At 45.4% G+C, this 22,098-nt stretch carries 20 protein-coding genes; 10 read left to right on the forward strand and 10 right to left on the reverse strand.

Annotated features, from left to right (window positions below; genetic code table 11):
• Positions 1-768: 768 nt before the first annotated feature.
• From KIV41_RS14340 to KIV41_RS14350, 3 genes are all read right to left on the reverse strand, one after another.
• The gene (locus tag KIV41_RS14340; protein ID WP_045388063.1) at positions 769-1,263 is read right to left on the reverse strand and encodes a hypothetical protein; all 495 of its coding nucleotides are present in this window, start codon (positions 1,261-1,263) and stop codon (positions 769-771) included.
• Positions 1,250-1,630: a hypothetical protein gene (locus KIV41_RS14345; RefSeq protein WP_052447940.1), complete on the reverse strand. Its 381-nt coding sequence runs from the start codon at positions 1,628-1,630 to the stop codon at positions 1,250-1,252. Before KIV41_RS14345 ends, KIV41_RS14340 begins: the two co-directional genes overlap by 14 nt.
• Before the next feature lie 267 nt (positions 1,631-1,897).
• Positions 1,898-2,551, reverse strand: coding sequence for a glutathione S-transferase family protein (locus tag KIV41_RS14350; RefSeq protein WP_045388060.1), 654 nt, complete (start codon positions 2,549-2,551; stop codon positions 1,898-1,900).
• 240 nt (positions 2,552-2,791) lie between these two features.
• Here KIV41_RS14350 and KIV41_RS14355 point away from each other — a divergent pair, with 240 nt between their 5' ends.
• The 4 genes from KIV41_RS14355 to KIV41_RS14370 all read left to right on the forward strand — a co-directional run bounded on the left by KIV41_RS14355 (position 2,792) and on the right by KIV41_RS14370 (position 4,654).
• Positions 2,792-3,148 carry a MerR family transcriptional regulator gene (locus KIV41_RS14355; protein ID WP_045388286.1) on the forward strand — a complete coding sequence of 119 codons (357 nt, stop codon included), beginning with the start codon at positions 2,792-2,794 and terminating at the stop codon, positions 3,146-3,148.
• A 59-nt stretch (positions 3,149-3,207) separates the two neighbouring features.
• Positions 3,208-3,603 carry a carboxymuconolactone decarboxylase family protein gene (locus tag KIV41_RS14360; RefSeq protein WP_045388057.1) on the forward strand — a complete coding sequence of 132 codons (396 nt, stop codon included), beginning with the start codon at positions 3,208-3,210 and terminating at the stop codon, positions 3,601-3,603.
• A gap of 51 nt (positions 3,604-3,654) precedes the next feature.
• Positions 3,655-3,990: a zinc ribbon domain-containing protein YjdM gene (locus KIV41_RS14365; protein WP_005450215.1), complete on the forward strand. Its 336-nt coding sequence runs from the start codon at positions 3,655-3,657 to the stop codon at positions 3,988-3,990.
• 172 nt (positions 3,991-4,162) lie between these two features.
• Entirely contained in the window at positions 4,163-4,654 is a 492-nt protein-coding gene (locus tag KIV41_RS14370; protein WP_285336859.1) for a hypothetical protein, read from the forward strand.
• Positions 4,655-4,699: 45 nt separating this feature from the next.
• On the opposite strand, the gene KIV41_RS14375 is transcribed toward KIV41_RS14370, so the two are convergent.
• From KIV41_RS14375 to KIV41_RS14395, 5 genes are all read right to left on the reverse strand, one after another.
• Positions 4,700-7,450: a cation-translocating P-type ATPase gene (locus KIV41_RS14375; protein ID WP_285336861.1), complete on the reverse strand. Its 2,751-nt coding sequence runs from the start codon at positions 7,448-7,450 to the stop codon at positions 4,700-4,702.
• Between the two features lie 68 nt (positions 7,451-7,518).
• On the reverse strand, positions 7,519-8,349 hold the full coding sequence (locus KIV41_RS14380; RefSeq protein ID WP_285336862.1) for a magnesium transporter: 831 nt from the start codon (positions 8,347-8,349) through the stop codon (positions 7,519-7,521).
• A gap of 10 nt (positions 8,350-8,359) precedes the next feature.
• Positions 8,360-8,689: an SMR family transporter gene (locus tag KIV41_RS14385; RefSeq protein WP_005437032.1), complete on the reverse strand. Its 330-nt coding sequence runs from the start codon at positions 8,687-8,689 to the stop codon at positions 8,360-8,362.
• Between the two features lie 18 nt (positions 8,690-8,707).
• The gene (locus tag KIV41_RS14390) at positions 8,708-9,082 is read right to left on the reverse strand and encodes an SMR family transporter (RefSeq protein WP_029789077.1); all 375 of its coding nucleotides are present in this window, start codon (positions 9,080-9,082) and stop codon (positions 8,708-8,710) included.
• 330 nt (positions 9,083-9,412) lie between these two features.
• Positions 9,413-10,075: a Crp/Fnr family transcriptional regulator gene (locus tag KIV41_RS14395; RefSeq protein WP_029789078.1), complete on the reverse strand. Its 663-nt coding sequence runs from the start codon at positions 10,073-10,075 to the stop codon at positions 9,413-9,415.
• A 219-nt stretch (positions 10,076-10,294) separates the two neighbouring features.
• Between KIV41_RS14395 and KIV41_RS14400 the strand changes: the two genes are divergently transcribed.
• From KIV41_RS14400 to KIV41_RS14425, 6 genes are all read left to right on the forward strand, one after another.
• Positions 10,295-11,380: a hypothetical protein gene (locus KIV41_RS14400; protein ID WP_285336865.1), complete on the forward strand. Its 1,086-nt coding sequence runs from the start codon at positions 10,295-10,297 to the stop codon at positions 11,378-11,380.
• Positions 11,381-11,512: 132 nt separating this feature from the next.
• Entirely contained in the window at positions 11,513-11,923 is a 411-nt protein-coding gene (locus KIV41_RS14405; protein WP_285336867.1) for a hypothetical protein, read from the forward strand.
• 276 nt (positions 11,924-12,199) lie between these two features.
• Entirely contained in the window at positions 12,200-13,837 is a 1,638-nt protein-coding gene (locus tag KIV41_RS14410) for a methyl-accepting chemotaxis protein (RefSeq protein WP_285336869.1), read from the forward strand.
• A gap of 337 nt (positions 13,838-14,174) precedes the next feature.
• On the forward strand, positions 14,175-15,311 hold the full coding sequence (locus tag KIV41_RS14415) for an efflux RND transporter periplasmic adaptor subunit (RefSeq protein ID WP_071235656.1): 1,137 nt from the start codon (positions 14,175-14,177) through the stop codon (positions 15,309-15,311).
• A gap of 2 nt (positions 15,312-15,313) precedes the next feature.
• Positions 15,314-18,475, forward strand: coding sequence for an efflux RND transporter permease subunit (locus tag KIV41_RS14420; RefSeq protein WP_285336872.1), 3,162 nt, complete (start codon positions 15,314-15,316; stop codon positions 18,473-18,475).
• Between the two features lie 370 nt (positions 18,476-18,845).
• The gene (locus KIV41_RS14425) at positions 18,846-19,298 is read left to right on the forward strand and encodes a MarR family winged helix-turn-helix transcriptional regulator (RefSeq protein ID WP_285336874.1); all 453 of its coding nucleotides are present in this window, start codon (positions 18,846-18,848) and stop codon (positions 19,296-19,298) included.
• Positions 19,299-19,335: 37 nt separating this feature from the next.
• Here the strand turns inward: KIV41_RS14425 and KIV41_RS14430 are convergent, their stop codons facing one another.
• Together KIV41_RS14430 and KIV41_RS14435 are read right to left on the reverse strand one after the other, a co-directional pair.
• Positions 19,336-20,292, reverse strand: coding sequence for an AEC family transporter (locus tag KIV41_RS14430; RefSeq protein WP_285336876.1), 957 nt, complete (start codon positions 20,290-20,292; stop codon positions 19,336-19,338).
• 179 nt (positions 20,293-20,471) lie between these two features.
• Positions 20,472-22,088, reverse strand: a complete 1,617-nt coding sequence (locus KIV41_RS14435) for a polysaccharide lyase 6 family protein (protein WP_285336877.1) — start codon at positions 22,086-22,088, stop codon at positions 20,472-20,474.
• Between the last annotated feature and the right edge of the window lie 10 nt (positions 22,089-22,098).

Raw genomic sequence — 22,098 nt, forward strand, 5'->3', positions numbered from 1 at the left:
CCAAGGAAATTTGGTAGTCCAGTGTTGATTCAATATAGTTAAAATGTAGATCAGCTGTATTTGCCATAGTTTAATTGAATCTCATTTAATGGAAATCTCAGTCACATGTTCCTAAGGGCTTACCCCAGTAGTAATAGAGACTGAGAGTGGAGTTTTTTGTTTGATGTTTGTCACAAAAATGAAATGTATGACAGGGTGTATATTCCCGAAAGTCGACTTGCTATAAGTTGTTAAATTTCAGACAGATAGGCTTAGAGTCCGACTTCCTCACTCACCGCCACATTCTAAGAGGTCTGATTTATCAGGCCTTTTTTCGTTTTTAAGGCTTATTGAGATAACGCTAGCCCACACTGGAGCTAACACATGTTATCGAATCAAAGGCTATCTTCTAAAAAATCTCTTTATCTCATTATCAGTAGGACAGGCGTTTGTTCGTTCCGCTGGAATCTAAGAGTTGATGGTAAGCCTCATCTATCCCCAACTGGGCCTGACAAAGAGAGAATGATCACTTGCTATTTCTCCTATCATCTAGCCAGTAGAGTTTTTTTGGAATGCCCAGCAAGAATTTCTCAGAACATCTAAACTCTGATGCGGATCACTACTTCTTGGCGAGTAGTGATTTTGACTGTAAAGATAATTTAAGAGTGAACTGTAGTAGATTCTTAAGCAGTAGTAATTCGCCAAAAGGCAAATACTAATTAATCTATATGGTCAGTAAGTGGGCATTTTAGATGTTTAAAGTCCAGCTTATTAGCTGGACTTGCTGTACTAATATTGGCTTTGAAATTCAGAGTACTGCATTAGAAAAGCTTGGAAGTCAAAAGGAGAAACGCCACCTTGCGATTGATACCAAGATATAAGTTTCGACACATCCATATTTTCAAAACTATCTTTCAAAGCGATATTTTTCGGTACTTTGGATAAGTAAAGCCAGGATTCTAAGAGTGTTTTGTCTTCAACTTCGGCACTGTAGGCAAGGAGTGCTGATTCATACGCTAACAGTTCAGCTCCCCAACAATCCCTGTCTGCTAAGTATTGTATATACGTAGCAGCAGCGAGCTTTTCATTTTTGGGCATGTTGATGAACCAATCATCAGCTATTTTTTTTAATGGCTTTTTGTTCTCTCGACATATTGCAATCTTTCTGTCTAGAGATACGTAGGCTTTCGTTACATGAAGCTTAAGAGACTCTTCCCATGTGACAGCGTGTGTAATTTGGGGCTGTATCAGGGCTATGAAGAAGAAGAAACTAGTAGATCGCATTAGCTACGCACCTCCAAAACTCGTAATCTTTTCCACTTGAGCTATACGCCATTAATTCTGCTGTTTGATGTAATTGTCTTTTACTAGCTTCGCCAACACCATTAAAAGCCTGTGAAAATTCTTTCCAATTATAAGTAGTTATGTTGTACCCTGCGGAAGTAGCGGTAGCCATCCCGTTATAAATAAAAGAACCACTCGCTCCTCTAGAGGCAAATATCTGAAAGGCAGGTATCGAAAGAAGAACTGATTCAAGTGTTTTTGTAACATCAATGATTCTATTCATTTCTTTAATACCGTCAAGTGTCTGAGAGCTTGGCGTAAATGAATTTATGTTGCAAAAGTCACCTTTAAAATTAGCTACTGGCATGTTTAAATCTCAAGTCTAAGTGGGAAATTAAAAGGTGCAGTCTAACATACAAAAAAACAGGGCAAAAATTTGCTCGTAAATTACAAAAAATACCAACTTGGGGCAACTTTTTGCTTGAAGATAAATATCAAATATTTAGCTATTAAACAACAATACTCCAAATGCTGAAATCATATCTGATTTATTTATAGCTAAAGTTCTTTATATTCTCTTTTCCAACCTTTGGGTATTTTAAACTTCTGTTATTTTTATGTATTTCTACTCTAGCTAGCTGTACTTGGGGTACATAAATCGAGGAATATCGAGGCCTTCTTTCTTATAGGCTGCTTGAATAGAGGCATTTTTTGATAAGCGGATTAAATAGCCTAAAAGGTGAGGGTATTTGGAAGGCTCAAATTCTAAAGGGATGCACCAGCCGGCTAGCATAAAGAGAAAATAATCACATGCAGTCAGTTTTTCACAGACTAAATACGGGTTATTTTCAAGCTGCCTATCAATAGCTAAAAGTGTCTTCGCAACCTGCTTATCTTGTGCTTCTACAATGCTTGCGATCATCGTTTCGTCGGTCGTGTTTCGGTGAGGGTAAAAACGAACCATCAACTGAGCTTGGAGTGTATTCGTAAGAAATGTCAGCCATTGAAAGAACAGAGGTCGGGTTGCCTCACCGATTTTGGGAATGAGCTCGTATTCAGGAAACGTTTCTGCAATATGAATACAAATAGCGGCAGACTCACAGATAACCTGCTCACCGTCCACTAATGTTGGGATCTTTCCACTGTGGTTTAAACGCAAATACGCTTCTGATTTTTGTGCGTTCAGTTTTCTATCCACGAGAACCAACTCATAGTCCGCTTTGACATGGTGAAGCAAAAAGTGGGGCGCTAAACTGGCGTTATTAGGGTAGTAATAAAGTTTAAACATGGGGAATCCACCTTTGGTTGTTCTATTGAAGGCACCATTTACTAATGCTACTTGTCATGATTTTGATAATATTTGTTTTACGAGCAATACATCGGTTATCCGTATATGTTTTAAGGTATTGAAAATTAATCGGAATTTAAAGGCATAGAGCCTTGAAGTGGGATGAGACGCAATATATGTCGTTTTGTTGCGCTTTGTGGTTACGATTCTTAAAAAGATAGTTGAGCGTAAAAAATAATGATGAGCATGAGTGAGTTTTCAAAGCAAGTTGGGTTGTCAGCGCATACGCTTCGGTATTACGAGAAAATAGGTTTGTTGAAGAACATTCAAAGGTCGAGCAGTGGGCATCGAGTCTATAGTAGTAAAGATCTGGCTTGGATTGAGTTCGTCAAGCGCTTGAAGGAGACCGCGATGCCACTTGAGGAAATATTAAAGTATGCTGAGTTACGAGAAGCGGGAGCGAGTTCTTTAGTAGAGAGGCAAACTTTGCTTGAAAAGCATCACAAAAGCTTGGTCGAGTATTTAGGGCAACAAAAGCAAAACCTCATAGCGCTCGAAGCAAAAATAGATTTATATAAGAAAGGAAAAGTTCGTTGACTTAGAGTGAACTCTAACTAGTAAGGTACTCCTGAATCAACTAGTTAGGAGTACGGACAATGCAAACCTCTCGTTTTGATAAAGGGCTTAAATTACTTTCAGAGATAGATGGCGAAGCTGGCAGAAATGTCATTGATAGCTTACAAGATATTTGTCCTGACCTAGCTCAGTTCACGATTGAATATCCATTTGGTGATATCTATTCCCGTTCTGGGTTAGACATCAAATCCCGAGAAATTGCGACGGTGGCTGCTTTAACTGCTTTGGGGACGTGTCGACCTCAATTAAAGGTTCACCTTCACGCAGCTCTTAATGTGGGCTGCAATGAGGAAGAAGTGAAAGAGGTTATATTACAAATGTCTGTTTATGCCGGATTTCCTGCAGCATTAAATGGTATGTTCGCTTTTAAAGAAGTTCTTGAAGAAAAGAGTGAGCGTTCAAATTTACTCGATTAGACAAACAATACCCATTACCATAGTGCTAAATTCATTAGCTAGTAATTATTTATGTCTTTACCTCCTTGCCCAAACTGTAACTCAGAATACGTTTATCCAGACCAAGACCACCTTGTTTGCCCAGAGTGCGCTCACGAATGGAACCCGACTCAGGCAGCAGAAGAAGACGCCGTAAACGTGAAAGATGCCAACGGCACTTTGCTGCAGGAAGGTGATAAGGTCACGTTAGCGAAAGACTTAAAAGTAAAAGGCAGTTCGCTGGTACTTAAGATCGGCACCAAAGCAGTGATTCGTCGTATTAAAGACGGCAAAGATCATCAATTAGACTGTAAAGTCGATGGTGCTGGCGAGATGATGGTGACGGCGCAGTTTGTGAAAAAAGCGTAATTTAAAGCCAGTCGAAACCCAATTTTCCAGCAGCCTCAATAGCGATATTGAGGCTGTTTTCTTTCTGTTTCATTATTCGCCATTGTGCGTCCCAAAAGCTACCCATACATTTGCGCTCTGACGTGCCATTCTTAAGCTGACTTTCTCGGTTTTTATCTTGATAGGAAAGGGCATGAAGGAATACGCACCGCAGTACAGCAAAAAAGAAAAGATCATCAGAGTCGCTATCGCTGGCGTATTTGGCCTTCTAGCTGGTGTGCTGTTTAAGCTTGAGGGAGAGCCTCTGCTGCAAGCAGTCGCCGAAGCGCCGGAATGTTATCAAATGTTCGGTATGTCAGGCTTAGAGCTTTTGGTTCACATACTGTTCTTTTGGATGCCACTGTCCGTGTTTTTACTTACTGCGGTATTGATGTTGCCACTTGGTGTACGTGGTTTGATCGAAGGTCAGTTCCCACCAAAAGGCGTCAAAGTATTCAGACCTACAGCGATTCAACGCGGCAAACTTGGCACGCTTAAATCCCTTATTCATCTGTTGTTCCCCTTATTGTGCTTTGGTTTTGTCTTGTGGGGTAATAGTCAAATCGAACCCATGATGGAGATGCTTAATGGTGAAGATGTGGATGTAACCTGCCAAAACGGAAAAAGAGGGGACAAGCCCCTCTAAGATCATTTATGTGGATGGTTTAAGGTCAACGTCTTTTGTCCATGATTACAGAACCTTAGTTTTGGTGAGCTCTTTGATGGCAGACAGTACCGCGGTTGGCAGTGCTGCAACGCCTAAAATCATGGCAAGGTGCCTAAGCTCAATCGCCTCGGTGCTAAAAATCAGCTGACCTAAGCTGGTGTATATCACCCCCAATGACAGAGTTGCCGATGTGGCGATAGCGCCTAGCAGGTACTTGTTAGTAAACGGGTTTACTCGATACAGAGACGTGAACGTTCGGCTATCAAACAAGTGCCACAACTGACCAAAAATCAAAGTAAGAAACGCCACGCTCTGCGCGTACTGGGCACTGAAACCATGGCTCAAAGCCATTAAGAAAGCACCAAAACTTACCCCGCCTAATGCTAACCCACGAATCACGATTCGGGCTCCTAAACCATCGGAGAAGAATCCTTGGTCACGCTTACGTGGCTTCCGCTCCATCAGGTCTTTTTCTTTTGGTTCAACCCCTAACGCCAGCGCAGGCAAACCATCCGATACCAAGTTCACCCAAAGAATCATCAGCGGCGTCAGCGGCAGAATGGCTTCTGGTCCCATCACTAAGAACGCAAATAGAATCACCGAGACTTCTGCTACGTTTGCGGTTAGCGCTTGGCGGATAAACTTACGCAGGTTATCGAATATCTGACGACCTTGGCGCACCGCTCGGACGATGGTGCTGAAGTTGTCATCCAGCAAAATCAGATCGCCGGAATCTTTGGCGACAGAGGTTCCCGTAATACCCATAGCGACACCGATATCGGCGCTTCTAAGTGCTGGTGCATCATTGACTCCGTCTCCGGTCATGGCGGCAATTTCGTTGTTTCTTTGTAGCGCTTGGACGATGCGCAGTTTGTGCTCTGGTGTTACTCGGGCAAACACAGCGGTTTCTTCACAGGCATATTCTAAGGTTTGCTCGCTCATATTATCGAGCTCAGTACCCGTGACCACACGTTTGTATTGTCTATTGATAATGCCAATATCTTTGGCAATCGCCGCCGCCGTTGCTGCGTGATCTCCGGTAATCATTACGGTGCGAATGCCAGCGTTGTAACACTCTTTTACCGCAGAGCGGACTTCCGGACGAGGTGGATCCATGATGCCAAATACCGCCAGCATACTTAGGTCGTTTTCCAGTTCGCTCACATCTGCGTTCAGTTCAGCTACGTCCAATCGACGGCAACCGACCGCCATGGTGCGCAAGGCTTTCTTGGCAAAGCTTTCAATCGCGCCATCAAAACGCTTGCTGAGATCTTTGCCGATACACTGGGAGAGTTCATTGAATCGGTTTGGCTGCTCTTCCATCGGCACTAATCCACCTTCAACCATATAGTTGCTCGATTTCTTCAGCATAAAGTCGGGCGCTCCAGCCACGGCTAAAAAGTGCTGTCCGCTTGGATCTTGGATAATCACCGAAGACATCTTGCGCTCAGAATCAAACGGGAAGCGTTTTAGAATCTGATAACCTTGCTTCTCTAGATTCTTTGGCGTAATTCCAAGCTTTGCGGCTGCCACTAATAACGCTCCCTCCGTTGGGCTGCCTCGTACACTCCATGCGTCTTCGATAAAGGCGAGCTCAGACTCATTCGACATCGCCGCAACGATCAATCCCATCTTCATTGCAGAGCTTTCTAGGGCATGTACACCGTGACTCTGAGGGACAAATTTACCTTTCGGTTGAAAGCCGTTTCCGGTCACTTCCCAGTAACGTCCAAAACTGTCATAAGCTTGCATCACCTGCATTTGATTTTGGGTTAATGTCCCCGTCTTATCGGAGCAAATGACAGTTGTTGAGCCCAAGGTTTCGATTGCGGAGAGTTGTTTTACCAAGGCGTTGTTCTTCGCCATCTTGGTAGAGCCCATGGTTAATACAATGGTGAGCACCGTAGGCAAGCCTTCTGGAATGGCTGCAACAGAGAGCGAGATACCTGTGGTTAGGATGTCCAGCCAATCCATGCCGTAAGCAAAACCAATTGCGCAGATAACAGCAACCACACCCAAACCGATAAACAACAAGGCTTTGGCTAAAGTATCCATACGCACTTGCATCGGTGTTTTTGTGGTTTCAGTTTGTGTCATCATGTGCGCAATGCGACCGACTTCCGTCTGCATGCCCGTGTTGGTGACGATCCCTAAACCTGAGCCAGTCGTGACGATGGTCGTCATAAAGCCCATATTAATTTGGTCACCTAAACTGACTTGTTTGCTATGGATCGCACTGACTTGCTTTGTCACAGGTTCTGATTCACCAGTGAGTGCCGCTTCATCGATCGATAGGCGGTTTGCTTCGACAATGCGCACATCGGCAGGAAGAATGTCACCTGTGCTGATTTTAATCACATCGCCAGGCACTAAGGTTCGCGCTGGAACATGTATCCATTTGCTGTCACGCAGAACATCCGCTTCTGGTGCCGCCATATCGCGCAGTGCTTCCATGCCTTTCTGGGCTTTGTATTCCTGCCAAAAAGAGATGCCGGTATTAATTACGATGATGGTGCCAATCGCAATGGCATCAATGAGGTGTCCCGTAAACCAAGACACTAAAGCACCCACCAATAGGATGTAGATTAAAGGGTTTTTGTATTGTTCAAAATAGAGTTGCCAAGGCGATTTCGATTTGTGCGTCGCCAGTGCGTTGTCACCGTACTTATTGAGGCGTTGTTGATGTTCTGTATGAGAAAGGCCGGCATTGGTATCAGTAGCCAAATGCTGCTCTATCTCTGACGTTGATTGCTTAAACCAAGGTTTTATAGTCATAAAAATTACTCCAAATTTCCTTCCGGTGGAGTGGTGAATGAGTGAGTTTGTGTTGTCTTCTGATGTGATCAGAACAAGATGAAATTAACGATGTTGAAATAAATCCAGATGCCCGAAATATCGACGAGAGACGCCAAAACCGGACTCACCAAGATGGCTGGGTCGAGCTTTAGCGCACGCGCAACAATGGGCAGTAAGCCGCCTAATACCGTCGATATCGTGACTTGAATAAACAGTGCAATGGCAACGGCAGTGGCGATCAGTGACACCCCAAACCCTTCCGACGAGGCGGCGGGTGTAAACAGGGCTATTCGACCGACAATCACCAGCGCCAGAATCCCTGCGAGCATGAGCGCAACACGGCTTTCTTTCCACAGTACGGCGCGCCATTGGCGGTTCTTAATCTCTCCGGTGGCTAATGCTCTCACCACCAAAGTCGCAGCTTGAGAGCCTGTATTACCGCCGGCAGCCGCGATCACTGGCATGTAGATCGCAAGCAAAACCAGCTGGCTGAGTAAGTCTTCGTAGCTGGCGATGATAAAGCCCGAAAAAATGCCGAAGATGGCGAGTAACACAATCCATCCTCCGCGCTGCTTAACGTGTTCCAACACACCAGTTGAGAGGTAATCGTCAGCGGGCTCTGCTTCCGAATGAACAAAGCCCAACTGAAATGAAAGATGGCTCGCGGCTTTGTCGAAGCCATATTTCTCCATCTTTACAATCCAATATTGCACGTAACCTAAAGGGCAGTAGGAGAGCAAATCGACGACCTCATCGGTATTGGTATGAGCAAGCCAATGGATTTTTTCTGCTTCGCTTAGCGCGTAAAACTGAGCCAAATGCGGTTGCTGATGCTCGCCAAGGTTGATTGGCTTACCGGACTCGCTAACAGTAATCATGGTGGCGTCACTAAGCGGTTTTCATGATGATCACCGAAGCAATCACCGTAAAAATACCGACCCAGCCAATTGGTTTGAGTTTTTGTTTAAACAAGAACCAACCACCGAGTGCGGTTCCTAAAATACCGATGGCTCCCCAACTGGCGTAGGCAATGGCGAGGTCGATTTCTTTCACGGCTTGTGCCAGTAAAGTAAATGCAGCGAGCACGAGAACGATGGCAGAAATACCCCAACCCTTGTGTTCAAATCCGCGTGATTTAGTCAGAGACATGTTCGCAGCGATATCGAGCAGTGCCGCCAAAACGACGTAACCGAAAGAGACGGTGAGAAAAGCGTTCATGGTTATACTCCAAGGCAATTAGTGAGGTTGAATTAGCATTGCGTGTTCGTCTTTCTTACTTGGCTGGTGGTGCTCTTCACCGAGTGTGACTAGCACCACACCGACAACGACAAGCGCGAGACCAAACAGCTCTTGTGCATTGAGCTGAGAATCGAAATAGAACATGGATACGATGGTGATTAAGGCAATGCCCAGTCCTTCCCAGCAGGCGTAAGCCACGCCAATGGAAATCTTTTTCGCTGCGAGAGAGAGGAAGTAATAAGAGAGCGAAATAAGAACGTACATGCCGAGATAGCCGGCGTAGCCTTCATTGCTGCCTGCGACATTCATGAGGCTAGTGCCCGCAACTTCAGCGATGATAGCGAGTAATAAAAATAGTCGTGCTAATAACATGATTTAAAAACCTGAAAATAAAGAGTCGTTAAACAAGTCCATGTTTATTGCCACGTCACTGTGAAGAAATATTCGAAGCAATATTTATTGTCTCGAACGGTATTTATGGTGGCATAGACAATTTAAAACCTGATGCACTGAGAGTGCATTGGGCGTGATAAATATGTTGTGGAGAATGTAAGTGTTTATTTCTGTGTAGGAATTAGACGTAAAGTGACATGGCAGAAAATAGAAATGAAACCAAGAAGAGAAGATGATAGAAAACAAAAAAGACGGCTGAGAGAAGCCGTCTTTTTATAAGTAGGTTTAGAAAGGGTCGGTTGAGAAAGGTTAAAACACCATGCCATCGGTGATGGAGGAGAAAGGCTCTGTTGAGTTAAACGTCACTCTGGCTTTACTGTTGGTGATCGCCCCTTGCTCCTCCCAGTAGTCGAGCGTCTTACTGACGGTGTTACGAGACATACCCAGCATGCCTGCGAGGTCTTCTACCGAGATTGGGATGGAACGTTTATTCGTTACACGGTAGAGGCTGTCTAGTGCTAAGCCGACTTTGCGATTGGAATTTCTCTCGTGGCTAATGAAGAGGATACGGGAGGTAAATAAGAGCTTCTGTGAAAGGTGTTGTGCCGTTAACTTATTAAACTCTAGGCTGTTTTCGTACAGTTCCAACACTGTACTTATCGGCAGAACAAGGGCGGTCATGGTCTCTTGGATGTGGTAGCGCCCATACAATTTGGTTTGATTCAAAATTGCCGATTCACTGTACATAAAGCCTGGAGGAATAAAACCCGCAAAGCGTTCTGCACCATCAAAGTTCTGTCGGTAAACGCTGATTAGCCCACTAAATACAAACAAAAAGTTTTCTAACTCTTGTCCCTGTACCTCAAGAATTTCTCCTGCTTCGATGGTTTGAACTTCTCCAGCTTCAAGTAACTGTGTTGCGAACTCTTCAGAAAGACCGAACAAATCCATGAGTGATTGTTTGGGTGTCATCGTTATTTAACCAAGCGCTATTAATCAACCACTTAGATCTTAGCCAGACAAAACAGGCTTTGCAAACCGATTATTTTTCCTCAAATGCACTCTGAGTGCATTAGGCTGATTGGTATTTTTGTTAGCTTAATAATTAACTTATGAACAGTGTTCATTTAATCATCATTGATTGAATGGAAATAATTCATTCGAGATTCGATTAATAATTAAAGGTTAGTTATGAAAAATACGATTAACGATATTTTTGAAGTGTTGCGATGTTACTTATTATTGCATGAAGACAATCGTTCAAAAATTCTCAGCTTATACATTAATACTGACAGTAAAAATCCAGCCAACCATCGTGAACGCCCGGCTTGGCAGATCGAAGTGAGCAATCAACTGGCCGCATTGCGTGAAGAGCACGGTGACGAAGGTACTCGACACATTGATTCCACACTTACTTGGAAAGAAGTGGAACAACGATTGGTCAACAAAGTTCTGGAAATGCGCCCGACAGGACGTTCTTTGGTGATCTTTACTGATTTGCTCGACGACATCCTGATCGAATTGCCAATGCCTGTCGAAACAAAAGCGTATTTTGGTCAACCTCAGGTAAAGCACTTACTCTCTCAGCTCCATCGATACGGCAAATATCTCGTTATCCTTTTCTCTGAAACGGAGCACCGAGTGGTTTCCATAGACGTTCCGACGAGTTTGGGAGAGGGCACGATGGAATCGAGTATTGAATCGGGTGTATTCCTTCGCCCTGGCGGAAGAAAGTCCCGAACTCAAGCCTCGGAACGTCGAGACTTGGATTCTGAGCGTCGTGTTATTCGCGAAGCGGCGAACGAAATCAATCGCTACTTTATGGGGGACCCAACGTTTGATCGCATCGTGTTCGGCGGCAACCTAAAAATCGCTCATCGCGTAAAGGGTGCGCTGCATCATACGGTTTCTGAAAAGTTGGTTTCTATCGAACCAATTCCTTTTGATGCCACCACAGAGCAGCTAGAACGCACAGTTAAACTGCTGGCGGATGAATACGAAGAGTTGCATGACAATACATTGGTATTGGAACTACTGATTCGTCGAGATACTTGTGGTCGCGGTGTAGCGGGCTTGGCAAATGTTCTAGAAGCACTGGAAAACGGACAGGTAAGAAAAGTCTTTTTGCCTTACCCAATTCAATCAGATGCGTTCGACCTCATCCTCGTTGAAGCTTTGATGGCTAATGTTGAGGTTGAGTTGGTACATGGTAAAGCGGCGGAGACACTGAATGAACTCGGTGGTGTGGGCGCATTGCTTTATTACATCATTCACTAATTCGTTTATAAGATTAAAGGCAACGCTTCACCCTAATGATTCCTCGAACATTGATCGCTGATCACTGATCGCTTGATTGCTCATTGGACACCCCCAAAGAAGTGTTGCCACTCTCTACTTTCCAATATCACTATGAATACCGTTACCTCTACAAATGATGTCGTTGACGATGTGTATCCTTTGTTTGATCTGAATGAAGATGAAATGTCAGCGCTCGTCGCCTTATATACGCTTGAGAAAACTGAAGGCGCAGCCGCGTATGCTGTCGATGAACAAATTGGTGTTTGGCTTTCCGATCTCAAGTTCGATTTGAACCAACAGCTGCATAACGATCTCGGTATCTACACCATTGAGTGGCAGGTTCTGGAGCAACTCAAAGCAAAACGATTCGTTACTCATGAACGCTTACCTAACACAAAAGTCGATTGGCTGAAGGATGGCGTATGCCTGTACCGTCTGTGTCCGAACGCAAAACAAATGGTTGGCGCATGGCTAACAGTCTGCCAAGTCGAAATGCCGCTGTTGGTTTGCTTTAACACTTAGAAAGGGGAGAGTCTCAACGCAACTCTATGAATACATGTAATGTACATGGCTTATTTTGTTAACAAGGGTTTGCTTAGTTTTGCTATTTATAAGATCACATAATGAGATTTTACTTCACGAAAAAACCTCGTGTTAATCAATATATTTATTGAATTTATAATGTGAGTCGTAAAGATAAAAATTATTAGAGAACGTTGATCTGTATAAATGAATTTATGAGAGATTTGTTTGATATAATCGCCCGAGATTTGAGCAACAACCGAAGGTATTCTAATCATGTTCAACAACCTCTCAATAAAGCAGAAGATAGTGCTTCCTCTATCATTAATGATCGCATTACTAACTATCAGCTCTGTTTTGAATGTAATCACTATGTGGAAGCAGACAGAACTTAGTGAAATGTTAAATGAACAAGTCGTCCCTAATTTATTCACTATTGAAGATGCTTACCGAGATTTATACCAAGCGACTTCTGCGATTCAAGGTCTAGCCTTAGCAGAAACTCAAGAGGAAGTTGATCATCACCTATTTGAATACAAAGATAACGCTTATAAAGCTTTGCCTCGCATGAAGAAAGCTCAAGAGCTGTCTGAAACAGGAATTATGCCTCTTAGCCATGGTTCTGAAGTGCGGAAGCTTGTTGAGTTGGGTGAGCAATGGCTACAGAGTTATGAAGAGTTAATTACCAAACCGCAATCTCAATGGGCAGAGATTTATGCAGAGAACAATGTTAAATATGAGTCGCAATTTGGCGCGGTTCGAGAACAACTAAATGTCGTTAAAGATGCTTTAGAAGCAAAACAGAAAACCTTAAAGCAACAAATATCGGATGCGACGATCCGTGCAGAAGTTATTCTTGAAGCTGGTATCGTGGTTGTTATTTTAGCGGCACTAGGCATGATGTATTTGCTGCTTCGTACTGTAATGAAACCAATCAACAATATTAAAGAGGCAATGACAGAAATTGCTTCTGGTAATGGTGATTTGAGTCAGCGAATTAATATGAACGCGAAAGATGAGATTGGCCAGTTGGCAGGTGCTTTCAATGAGTTTGTTTCCAAAATCCAGGTCACTGTGTCTCAAGTTATTGAAAGTACGACTACGCTACGAAATGAAATGTCCCATCTTAACGAGTTAACAAGCACTATCGCTGATTCGACTTCTCATCAGCAAAAAGACAGCGAAGCCGTAGCGGCGGCTGTCCATGAGATGCAAGTGACAAGCAAAAATGTAAGTGACAGTGCAACGGAAGCTGCAATGGCAAGTCACACTGCAAACGAAGAGCTGACAAATACCAATATTACTTTGGATAAGACTGTTCAATCGATTCGCTTACTTGCAACAGATATTGAAAGTGCAAGTGAGGTTATCAATACACTGGATAACGACGTAAGCAACATTGCTTCAGTGTTGGATGTGATCCGCGGTATTGCAGAGCAGACGAACTTACTAGCATTGAATGCGGCGATTGAGGCAGCTCGTGCAGGTGAGCAAGGACGTGGTTTTGCGGTAGTAGCGGATGAGGTTCGATCACTGGCTAGCCGCACTCAACAAAGTACTGGAGAAATTCAATCTATGATTGAGAAGCTTCAGTCTGGCGCCAAGCAGGCAGTAGAAGTTATGCAAGGCAGTCAACTAAGCAGCGAAGAAACCATTAGTTCTGCTGGACATGCAAGTGATTCACTAGCTGAAATCCTAAACGCGATTGCGCGAATGAACGAGATGAATACCCACATCGCGACTGCAGCTAGCCAACAAAGTACCGTGAGCGATGACGTAAACAGAAACGTGCAAGGTATAGCGGACAGCAGCACTTCGATTGTAGATGTTGTGAATCAAGCACAGCAATCACTGTCTATGCTATCTGAACAAACGCGACAACTAGATAAACAAGTGAGTCAGTTCCGAGTTTAATTTATTGCTGTCGGTATTCTAATTTTTGAGCCCGCCTTGTGCGGGCTTTATTTTAGGTCATCCCCATCTCTTTGTTACGAATTCTCTTGTTTTGTCCATTCTTTTTTCTTGTTTTTATTGAGAAAAAACTCACTTTGATTGCTCACAGAAAATTGGTTTTTCCAATAAAAAATCACCTAAATTGAGAGTTCAATAACAGCTTTCAAACAAACATTTTTGTCTATCGTAAAGAGCGGTAAATTTTGTTGTATGTACAACATTGAGTAATTATCATCCCGACTAATATTTGCTGGCTTCAAATAAAGCCAGATTTTTTAGTTAGGAAGAGAGAATTTTCATGACACGTAGAACCACGCTATCGCTTTTGATTGCGTCGAGCCTTTTATTGGCGGGATGTGAGCAAAGCCAAGAGGGACAAGCACAAGGTGGTCCAGCGCCAACTCCTGAAGTCACCGTGATGACGGTAGCACCGACTTATCAGGCATTAACGGTAGAATTACCAGGTCGTAGCCGAGCGTTTAAAGAAGCAGAAGTTCGTCCGCAAGTAACAGGCATTATTTCAGAGCGCAACTTCGTTGAGGGCGGTGTGGTCGAAAAAGGTCAGTCGCTTTACCAGATCGATGATTCTACATTCCAAGCAGATCTGCTAAGTGCTGAAGCGGAGCTTATTCGCGCGCAAGCATCTGAAGAATCGACGTACTCAACCGTTCGTCGTTACCGCGCGTTGATCACTAAGAAGTCTATCAGTCAGCAAGATCTTGACGAGGCAGAAGCGGCTTACAAAGAAGCGAAAGCACAAGTGTTGGTAGCAAAAGCGAAGATCAACACAGCGAAGATTAATCTGTCTTACGCACAAGTGAAAGCGCCAATCAGTGGTGTGATCAGCAAGTCAAACGTAACGGCGGGTGCGCTGGTAACGGCAAACCAAGCAGCGACGCTGACGACTATCCAACAGCTAGACCCAATCAATGTTGATATCGTGCAATCTTCTGCGCAGCTACTTCGTTTGAAAGCAGCGATGTCACAAGGCCATTTGCAAAAAGACGAGTCCGCTCAAGTAACACTAACACTTGAAGACGGTTCGACTTACGCACACAAAGGCACAATGAAGTTTACTGAGGTAAACGTAGACGAAAGTACTGGCAGCGTAACGCTACGTGCAGAATTCGCGAACCCGGATGGTTTATTGCTACCAGGCATGTTTGTGCGTGCAACAGTAACCGTTGGTGTGGATCCTGTGGCGATTCTTATCCCGCAAAACACAGTAACTCGTGACGCAACGGGCAAAGCATCGGTTATGACAGTGGGTGTAGACAATAAAGTGACGATTACTCCGGTAACGACAGCGGAATCTATCGATAACCAGTGGCGCATCACTGAAGGCTTAAAAGCAGGTGACAAAGTTATTACGACGGGGCTTCAAATGGTTCGACCTGGTAGCCCAGTGACCATTCAATCAGGTGAGCAGGCATAATCATGGCACGATTCTTTATCGATCGTCCGGTATTTGCTTGGGTACTTGCGATTCTGACTATGTTGGCGGGCGTGATGTCCTTGTTCAACTTGCCGGTTTCTCAATACCCAACGATTTCACCGACCACGATCTCTATCAGTGCTCGTTACCCTGGCGCTTCTGCGAAAACCGTAGAAGACTCTGTGACTCAGGTTATCGAGCAAAACATGACCGGTCTGGACTACCTGCGTTACCTAAACTCAAGCAGTGATGCGTTTGGTAACGCAACCATCACGCTGACGTTTGATAGCGAAGCTGATCCAGATATCGCGCAAGTTCAGGTGCAGAACAAGCTGCAATTGGCGATGACATCACTTCCAATGGAAGTACAAAGCCAAGGTATCGTTGTAAACAAATCTAACACCTCATTCTTGATGGTTGTGGCGGTTTACTCTGAAGACCCTGACTTCACGGAAAATGACATCGGTGATTTTGTTGTTACCAATATTCAAGATCCGATCAGCCGTGTAACGGGCGTAGGTCAAGTGCAAGCGTTTGGTTCTCAATACGCAATGCGTGTTTGGCTCGACCCATTCAAACTGACTCAGTTCAACCTAACGGCAATCGACGTTGCGAACGCTATTCGTGAGCAGAACGCTCAGGTTTCTTCTGGCCAGTTAGGCGCAGCGCCTGCTCAGTCTGGTCAGTTGCTTAACGCGACGATTTCTTCTGCAAGCCGTTTAACCAGCGTGGCTGAATTTAGAAACATCATTCTGAAATCAGAAGCGAACGGCTCGAACGTTTACCTGAAAGACGTAGCGCGTGTTGAGCGCGGCGCAGAAAGCTACGACATCAAAGGTCAGTACAACGGCTTTCCGGCAGCTGGTCTTGGTATCTCGCTAGGTACTGGTGCGAACGCGTTAGAAACAGCAGAAGCAGTAAAAGAACGTCTTGGTCAGTTGAGTGCGACTTTCCCAGATGGCTTGAAGATCGCTTACCCGTTTGAGACAACGCCATTCGTTGATGCATCGATCAAAGAAGTAATCAAGACACTGCTTGAAGCGATCGTGTTGGTATTTTTGATCATGTACCTGTTCTTGCAGAACTTCCGTGCGACGATCATCCCAACAATTGCGGTTCCGGTGGTACTGCTAGGTACGTTTGCGATCCTTTACGCGACCGGCTTTAGTGTTAACACCTTAACCATGTTTGCGATGGTTCTGGCAATCGGCTTGCTGGTGGACGATGCGATCGTTGTGGTTGAGAACGTGGAACGCGTAATGCACGAAGACGGTCTCGACCCAAAAGAAGCGACCAAGAAGTCGATGGGGCAGATCACTGGCGCGCTAGTGGGTGTTGGTTTGACGCTATCTGCGGTATTCGTACCGATGGCGTTTATGTCGGGCTCAACTGGCGTTATCTACCGTCAGTTCTCTATCACCATCGTAGCGGCGATGACGCTATCGGTATTGGTGGCGATCATTCTTACTCCGGCACTTTGTGCGAGCTTACTGAAAAAAGGCGATGCGGAATTTTCAGATAAGAAAGGCTTCTTCGGCTGGTTCAACCGCAAGTTTGATGCAGCAACGGCGGGTTACGAAGCGGGCGTAGCGAAAATGCTAAAACGCACGGGTCGCATGCTATTGGTGTTCATGGCGATGAGTGCGGGTGCAGGTTGGTTGTTCATGAACCTACCGACGTCGTTCCTACCGGATGAAGACCAAGGTACCGTATTCTCAATGGCAATCTTGCCACCGAACTCGACTCAAGAGCAGACGGAAAAGACGCTAGAAAAAGTTCGTGATTACTTCTTAGAAGAAGAAAAGGACAACGTTAAATCGGTCTTCTCTGTAGCGGGCTTCAGCTTCGCGGGTCAAGGTCAGAACATGGGTATGGCGTTTATCGGTCTGAAAGATTGGTCAGAACGTGAAGCCCCGGGTTCGGATGCGGCTTCGCTAACAGGTCGTGCGATGGGTTATTTCTCAACGATTAAAGAAGCAATGGTGTTTGCATTTGCGCCACCAGCGATTCAAGAGCTGGGTAACGCGACTGGTTTCGATTTCTACCTACAAGACTCAACCGGTAACGGTCATGAGGCGCTTGTAGCGGCTCAATACCAAATCCTGGGTATGGCAGCACAGAACCCGAAACTAGTGGGCGTGCGTCCAAACGGCCAAGCTGATGCGCCGATGTACCAAGTAAACATCGACCACGTGAAACTGCGTGCGCTGGATGTGAGCATCAATGATGTAAACCAAATCCTGTCTTCAGCATGGGGTGGCGCGTACATCAACGACTACATCGACCGCGGACGCGTGAAGAAAGTATTGGTGCAGAGTGATTCTGAATATCGTATGCAGCCGAAAGACTTCGACTCATGGTATGTGCGTAACTCACAAGGTGAAATGGTGCCATTCTCGGCATTCGCAACGGGCGAGTGGACTTACGGTTCTCCGCTATTGCAACGCTTTAACGGTCTACCTGCGATGAATATCCAAGGTGGCGCGGCTCCGGGCGTAAGTACCGGTGAAGCGATGGCAGAAATCGAAGCCATGGTAGAAAAACTGCCTCCTGGCTTTACGGTGAACTGGAACGGTATTTCTTACGAGGAACGTCTGTCTGGTAACCAAGCACCGATGCTTTACGCGCTGTCGATTCTGGTTGTCTTCCTTGTACTAGCTGCACTGTACGAGAGCTGGTCAGTACCATTCGCGGTTGTGCTTGTTGTACCTCTAGGTGTGTTAGGAGCGGTACTTGCGGTCATGACTCGCGGTATGGATAACGACGTATTCTTCCAAGTTAGCTTGTTGACCACTGTTGGTCTAGCAACGAAGAACGCGATCCTTATTGTGGAATTTGCGAAGGAATACTACGAGAAAGGCGCGGGCTTGATTGAAGCAACGCTGCACGCGGTACGTGTCCGTCTTCGTCCGATCATCATGACCTCACTTGCGTTTGGTCTTGGCGTAGTACCGCTAGCGATTAGTGCGGGTGTAGGCTCTGCGGGTCAGAACGCGGTAGGTACAGGTGTACTTGGCGGTATGGTAAGTGCGACCTTGCTTGGTATCTTCTTCGTACCTGTGTTCTTCGTTGTGGTTGAGCGTTTGTTTGACCGCCGCGCAAGAAAAGAAGCACAAAAAGAGCAAGTGGAATCTACTTCACAGCCAACGGCAAGCCAAGAGTAGGACTTAGCGCTAAAGACTAAGTTATACTATTGCTAATAAGTACAGAAAAGGGCGCTTCGGCGTCCTTTATTTTTGGATTCAATTGGATAGTTTGGGTTTGAGGTTTAATTTTTACGTCATTCTGAACAGCGAGGGACGAGCGTGATTCAGAATCTGCTCACCGAGTGCCGTGACTTGATGTGAAATATTGAGTGAGAGCGTGTGGGAGTTAGATTCCTGATCTCGCCTAGGCTCGTCGGAATGACGGGGTGTTGTTCTCCCGGTTATGTTTCTCGTCATTCCCGAAAGCGACGAAGGAGCGTAGTCGGGAATCTCTTGTAAACGCAGTACTATCCAAATGAAAACAAAGCCGAAAGTAGAATAGGCAAGTATGAAAGATCAGAAGATTTCTCCGATATCCGTGTTGGATCAAAGCCCGATGTTTGTGTGCAGCGTGATGAACCGAACCTTCCGCAATCGTGCCCAAGCAGAGCTATCGCGTCAGGACTTAATGACGTTGGAAATGGCGAGTGCATTGGCGGCGTTAGAAGAGTTTCAACCGATGAGCCAGCAAGAGTTGGCGGATGCGGTACTAACGGAGCGAAGCGTCGCAAAACGCATGGTGGATAACTTAGAGAAACGAGGCTTTGTTAAAGTTTCTAAGAGCGAAACCAATCAGAGATTAAAGATTCTGACACTCACCAAAGAAGGGGTAGTAGCGGTACGCAAAGTGCACCGCATCATGACTAACCTCAAGCAAGATTTCTTCTCTTGTCTGACGGAGGAGGAATCCGATGAATTCTTCCGTTTGGTCCGTAAAATGACCTTAGCCAATCATCCCTAAGCGTCTACCGAGCTTTTGTGTTGGCGAGGCTTTGTTGTTAAATCAAACCATACGCTTTCAGAATCACAATCCCTACGGTACAAGTCACTGTTGAAAGCACGGTTGTTAAAGCAATGATGTTCGCTGCTAAGACGGAGTTTCCTCCCATCGAACGAGCCATCACATAGCTTGCTGCCGCCACAGGAGAGGCGTTCATAAAGAACAGAATGCCAAGCTCAATCCCTCTAAAGCCGACTAAATACGCGCCTGTGGTAATCACAATAGGGGCGACGATCAGTTTGTAGCTACTGGCAAACCAAGACGGTCCTTTCTCTTTCTTCATCAAACTTAAATCGAGTGAGCCACCGGTACACAAGAGGGCAAGGGAAAGCGTCATCTTTGATAGATAGTTACCGGCATCAATCGCCACATCCGGAACCGGAATCGACAGAAGGTAGAACACCATGCCAGAGACGATCGCGATGATCAGTGGGTTGCGCGTTAAGGTTCTCACCATCATTTTGGCGGCTTGAGATCCAGACGTTGCCCCTTTCGGAGACAAACAAATCACGGCTTGCACGTTATAGATAAAGGTGGTCACCGCAACATAAAGCGCAGCCAGAGCGACACCTTGTGAACCGTAAGCATTCGCCACATACGCAATGCCGATGATGCCCGTATTGGCACGAAAGCCACCTTGGATTAAAACGCCTTGGTCGGGTGAAGATTTGAAGAACAGTTTGACGGAGATAAAAGTGAAGATGAAAAACGCGATGCTGGCAACAATGCCGTAATTGACGAAGCCGCTAGCCGCAGAGAAATCATGCTCGGAGACGACGATACTCAAGAACAACATCGCAGGTAGCGTGACCTGAAACACCAGTTTAGAACCGACTTCGATAAAGTTGTCGTTGATAAGCCCAATGCGTTTGAAGATAACACCCAGCACCAACATTAAGCAGATGGGGCCCGTGATCGACAACGAGAATTGCAACTGATGTAAAACAGCATCCATGAGTGTATCCGCAGCAAAAGAAAAGAGTTTTATAATTGTCATACAATTAAACCACAACTTAATCTTGGGAGACAGTAGGGTGGTGAAATTTTCTTCAGTTATTGTGGGGTTACTAGTGAAAGGAGAGGAAAACCAGTCTGGCTTGTATCACCAGACTGGAAGCAAACTCTAAAGCAGAATTACTTTTGAGCGTTTGAAAGGAGGTAATCAGGCCCTGCTGTTTCCGCCGTTACCACAGATAGCTTGCTCGTATCTGCACCAACGCCTTGGTATTGAGTAAAGCCTTTCACTTGTTCGCTTTTTGGTAGCTCTACCGAGTAAGAAGCGATTTGTTCTGCGTTAGTCACCGTGCCGACGTAGACTTCGTTGTTGTAGGTAGGATTCACCAGCGGCAACTCTTCTGTCGCGCGTACACTCACGAATTGCTCTTGCTGGTGGTTATCAACCACGTTGCTGTCGAAGTGAACGTCTACGCCAGCGAAAATGTTCTTCACTTCACTGTTGTTGAACAGGCTCACACGGTGCGTTTGGTTGCCGTAGACAATGCCCCATTCCGTATCTACAAGGGTGTTGTTACGAATGGTGATGTTCTTTGGTGTCCATTGTTTGTTGAGCTCTTTGCCTTTCACTGCTTGGTCGAGCTTCTCGCCGTTTGCTACATCAATGATGCCGGTATTGATCACGATGCCGCCGCGCAGATCTGCATTGCCTTCAATCTTGCCATCACGACCGCGCGTGCCAGTGATGTAGTTGTTCTCAATCACGTGGTCTTCATCGTAAATACGCAAACCGCCAGTCAGCAGTTTTTCATTACCTAGAATCACGTTGTCTTTCACCACGTTCGCTTTACCGTGACGAAGAGAAATCAGAGAAGCACTTTCAAAGATAGTATTGCCAGAGATTTCATTGCCGCCTGACTTAATCGAAATCAGCTCGCGCTCACCATCCATATCGATCATCAGGTTGTTGGTGAACTTAGAGTTTGATGCCCATTGAGAAGATTTAGAGTCACCAATTCGAATCGCTTCCCAGCTGTTGCCGTTGTAGCGAATCGCTTCTTTGATGTCGAATTCATTGAACTGGTTTGGTTTTTGGTCCAAGAAAATGTTGTTAGCAATAAGGTGGTTATCTGGTGTGTCGTCTTTTTGTACGCCAATTAACGTGCCGCGCTTTTGCTTACCTTCAAAACGGTTATTGATCACCTTGCCATCTTTACCCCAAAGTGAAACCCACAAGTATTTCGGGTATTCCGAGCGACGTTCGTCCGGTTGGTATTCGTAAGCGTGGTTGAAGTAGTAGAACGTAGAGTTTTGCAAAGTGTTGTTGTTACCCATCATACGCACGCCGCCGAAACGTTCAGCAGGGCCGCCTTCGGTAAATACCAAACCGTCGACAGTGATGTTGTTACCTTCAAGGCGAAGCTGAGCCAAACCCGTTAGCCAAACGCTGCCAGGTTGCTCCGCCTTGATGGTAATGTCATTGGCTTTTACCGTGACGATATCAAGATCCGCGTATTTACCCGCAGGAATCGTAATTGCTGTACCGTCTACGGCATTCTCCATTTGTTGTTTCAATGCTTGCACAGCGTCTGCTGATTGCGCTTCAAGTGCGCTGCCATCCACTGTGTTTAAGCGATCCGTAGCAAGCAAGTAATCGCGAGTGATGTCATTCACCGCGGTTTCAACAACAGCGGGAGCCGCAGCTTCCGTCGTTTGAGAAGGTGAAGTGTTACAACCTACTAGGGTTAGGGCAGAAATGGACGCGGCAACCACGCCAGCAAGCATTGTTTTTTTCATAATGTATCTC

It is taken from the genome of Vibrio sp. D401a (genome assembly GCF_030248515.1).
GTDB lineage: Bacteria > Pseudomonadota > Gammaproteobacteria > Enterobacterales > Vibrionaceae > Vibrio > Vibrio rotiferianus.

Excerpts from the sequence above, each read along its gene's own strand:
- KIV41_RS14340 (WP_045388063.1), bottom strand. The coding sequence starts at position 1,263 with ATGCGATCTACTAGTTTCTTCTTCTTCATAGCCCTGATACAGCCCCAA.
- KIV41_RS14345 (WP_052447940.1), bottom strand. The coding sequence starts at position 1,630 with ATGCCAGTAGCTAATTTTAAAGGTGACTTTTGCAACATAAATTCATTT.
- KIV41_RS14350 (WP_045388060.1), bottom strand. The coding sequence starts at position 2,551 with ATGTTTAAACTTTATTACTACCCTAATAACGCCAGTTTAGCGCCCCAC.
- KIV41_RS14355 (WP_045388286.1), top strand. The coding sequence starts at position 2,792 with ATGAGCATGAGTGAGTTTTCAAAGCAAGTTGGGTTGTCAGCGCATACG.
- KIV41_RS14360 (WP_045388057.1), top strand. The coding sequence starts at position 3,208 with ATGCAAACCTCTCGTTTTGATAAAGGGCTTAAATTACTTTCAGAGATA.
- KIV41_RS14365 (WP_005450215.1), top strand. The coding sequence starts at position 3,655 with ATGTCTTTACCTCCTTGCCCAAACTGTAACTCAGAATACGTTTATCCA.
- KIV41_RS14370 (WP_285336859.1), top strand. The coding sequence starts at position 4,163 with ATGAAGGAATACGCACCGCAGTACAGCAAAAAAGAAAAGATCATCAGA.
- KIV41_RS14375 (WP_285336861.1), bottom strand. The coding sequence starts at position 7,450 with ATGACTATAAAACCTTGGTTTAAGCAATCAACGTCAGAGATAGAGCAG.
- KIV41_RS14380 (WP_285336862.1), bottom strand. The coding sequence starts at position 8,349 with ATGATTACTGTTAGCGAGTCCGGTAAGCCAATCAACCTTGGCGAGCAT.
- KIV41_RS14385 (WP_005437032.1), bottom strand. The coding sequence starts at position 8,689 with ATGAACGCTTTTCTCACCGTCTCTTTCGGTTACGTCGTTTTGGCGGCA.
- KIV41_RS14390 (WP_029789077.1), bottom strand. The coding sequence starts at position 9,082 with ATGTTATTAGCACGACTATTTTTATTACTCGCTATCATCGCTGAAGTT.
- KIV41_RS14395 (WP_029789078.1), bottom strand. The coding sequence starts at position 10,075 with ATGACACCCAAACAATCACTCATGGATTTGTTCGGTCTTTCTGAAGAG.
- KIV41_RS14400 (WP_285336865.1), top strand. The coding sequence starts at position 10,295 with ATGAAAAATACGATTAACGATATTTTTGAAGTGTTGCGATGTTACTTA.
- KIV41_RS14405 (WP_285336867.1), top strand. The coding sequence starts at position 11,513 with ATGAATACCGTTACCTCTACAAATGATGTCGTTGACGATGTGTATCCT.
- KIV41_RS14410 (WP_285336869.1), top strand. The coding sequence starts at position 12,200 with ATGTTCAACAACCTCTCAATAAAGCAGAAGATAGTGCTTCCTCTATCA.
- KIV41_RS14415 (WP_071235656.1), top strand. The coding sequence starts at position 14,175 with ATGACACGTAGAACCACGCTATCGCTTTTGATTGCGTCGAGCCTTTTA.
- KIV41_RS14420 (WP_285336872.1), top strand. The coding sequence starts at position 15,314 with ATGGCACGATTCTTTATCGATCGTCCGGTATTTGCTTGGGTACTTGCG.
- KIV41_RS14425 (WP_285336874.1), top strand. The coding sequence starts at position 18,846 with ATGAAAGATCAGAAGATTTCTCCGATATCCGTGTTGGATCAAAGCCCG.
- KIV41_RS14430 (WP_285336876.1), bottom strand. The coding sequence starts at position 20,292 with ATGGATGCTGTTTTACATCAGTTGCAATTCTCGTTGTCGATCACGGGC.
- KIV41_RS14435 (WP_285336877.1), bottom strand. The coding sequence starts at position 22,088 with ATGAAAAAAACAATGCTTGCTGGCGTGGTTGCCGCGTCCATTTCTGCC.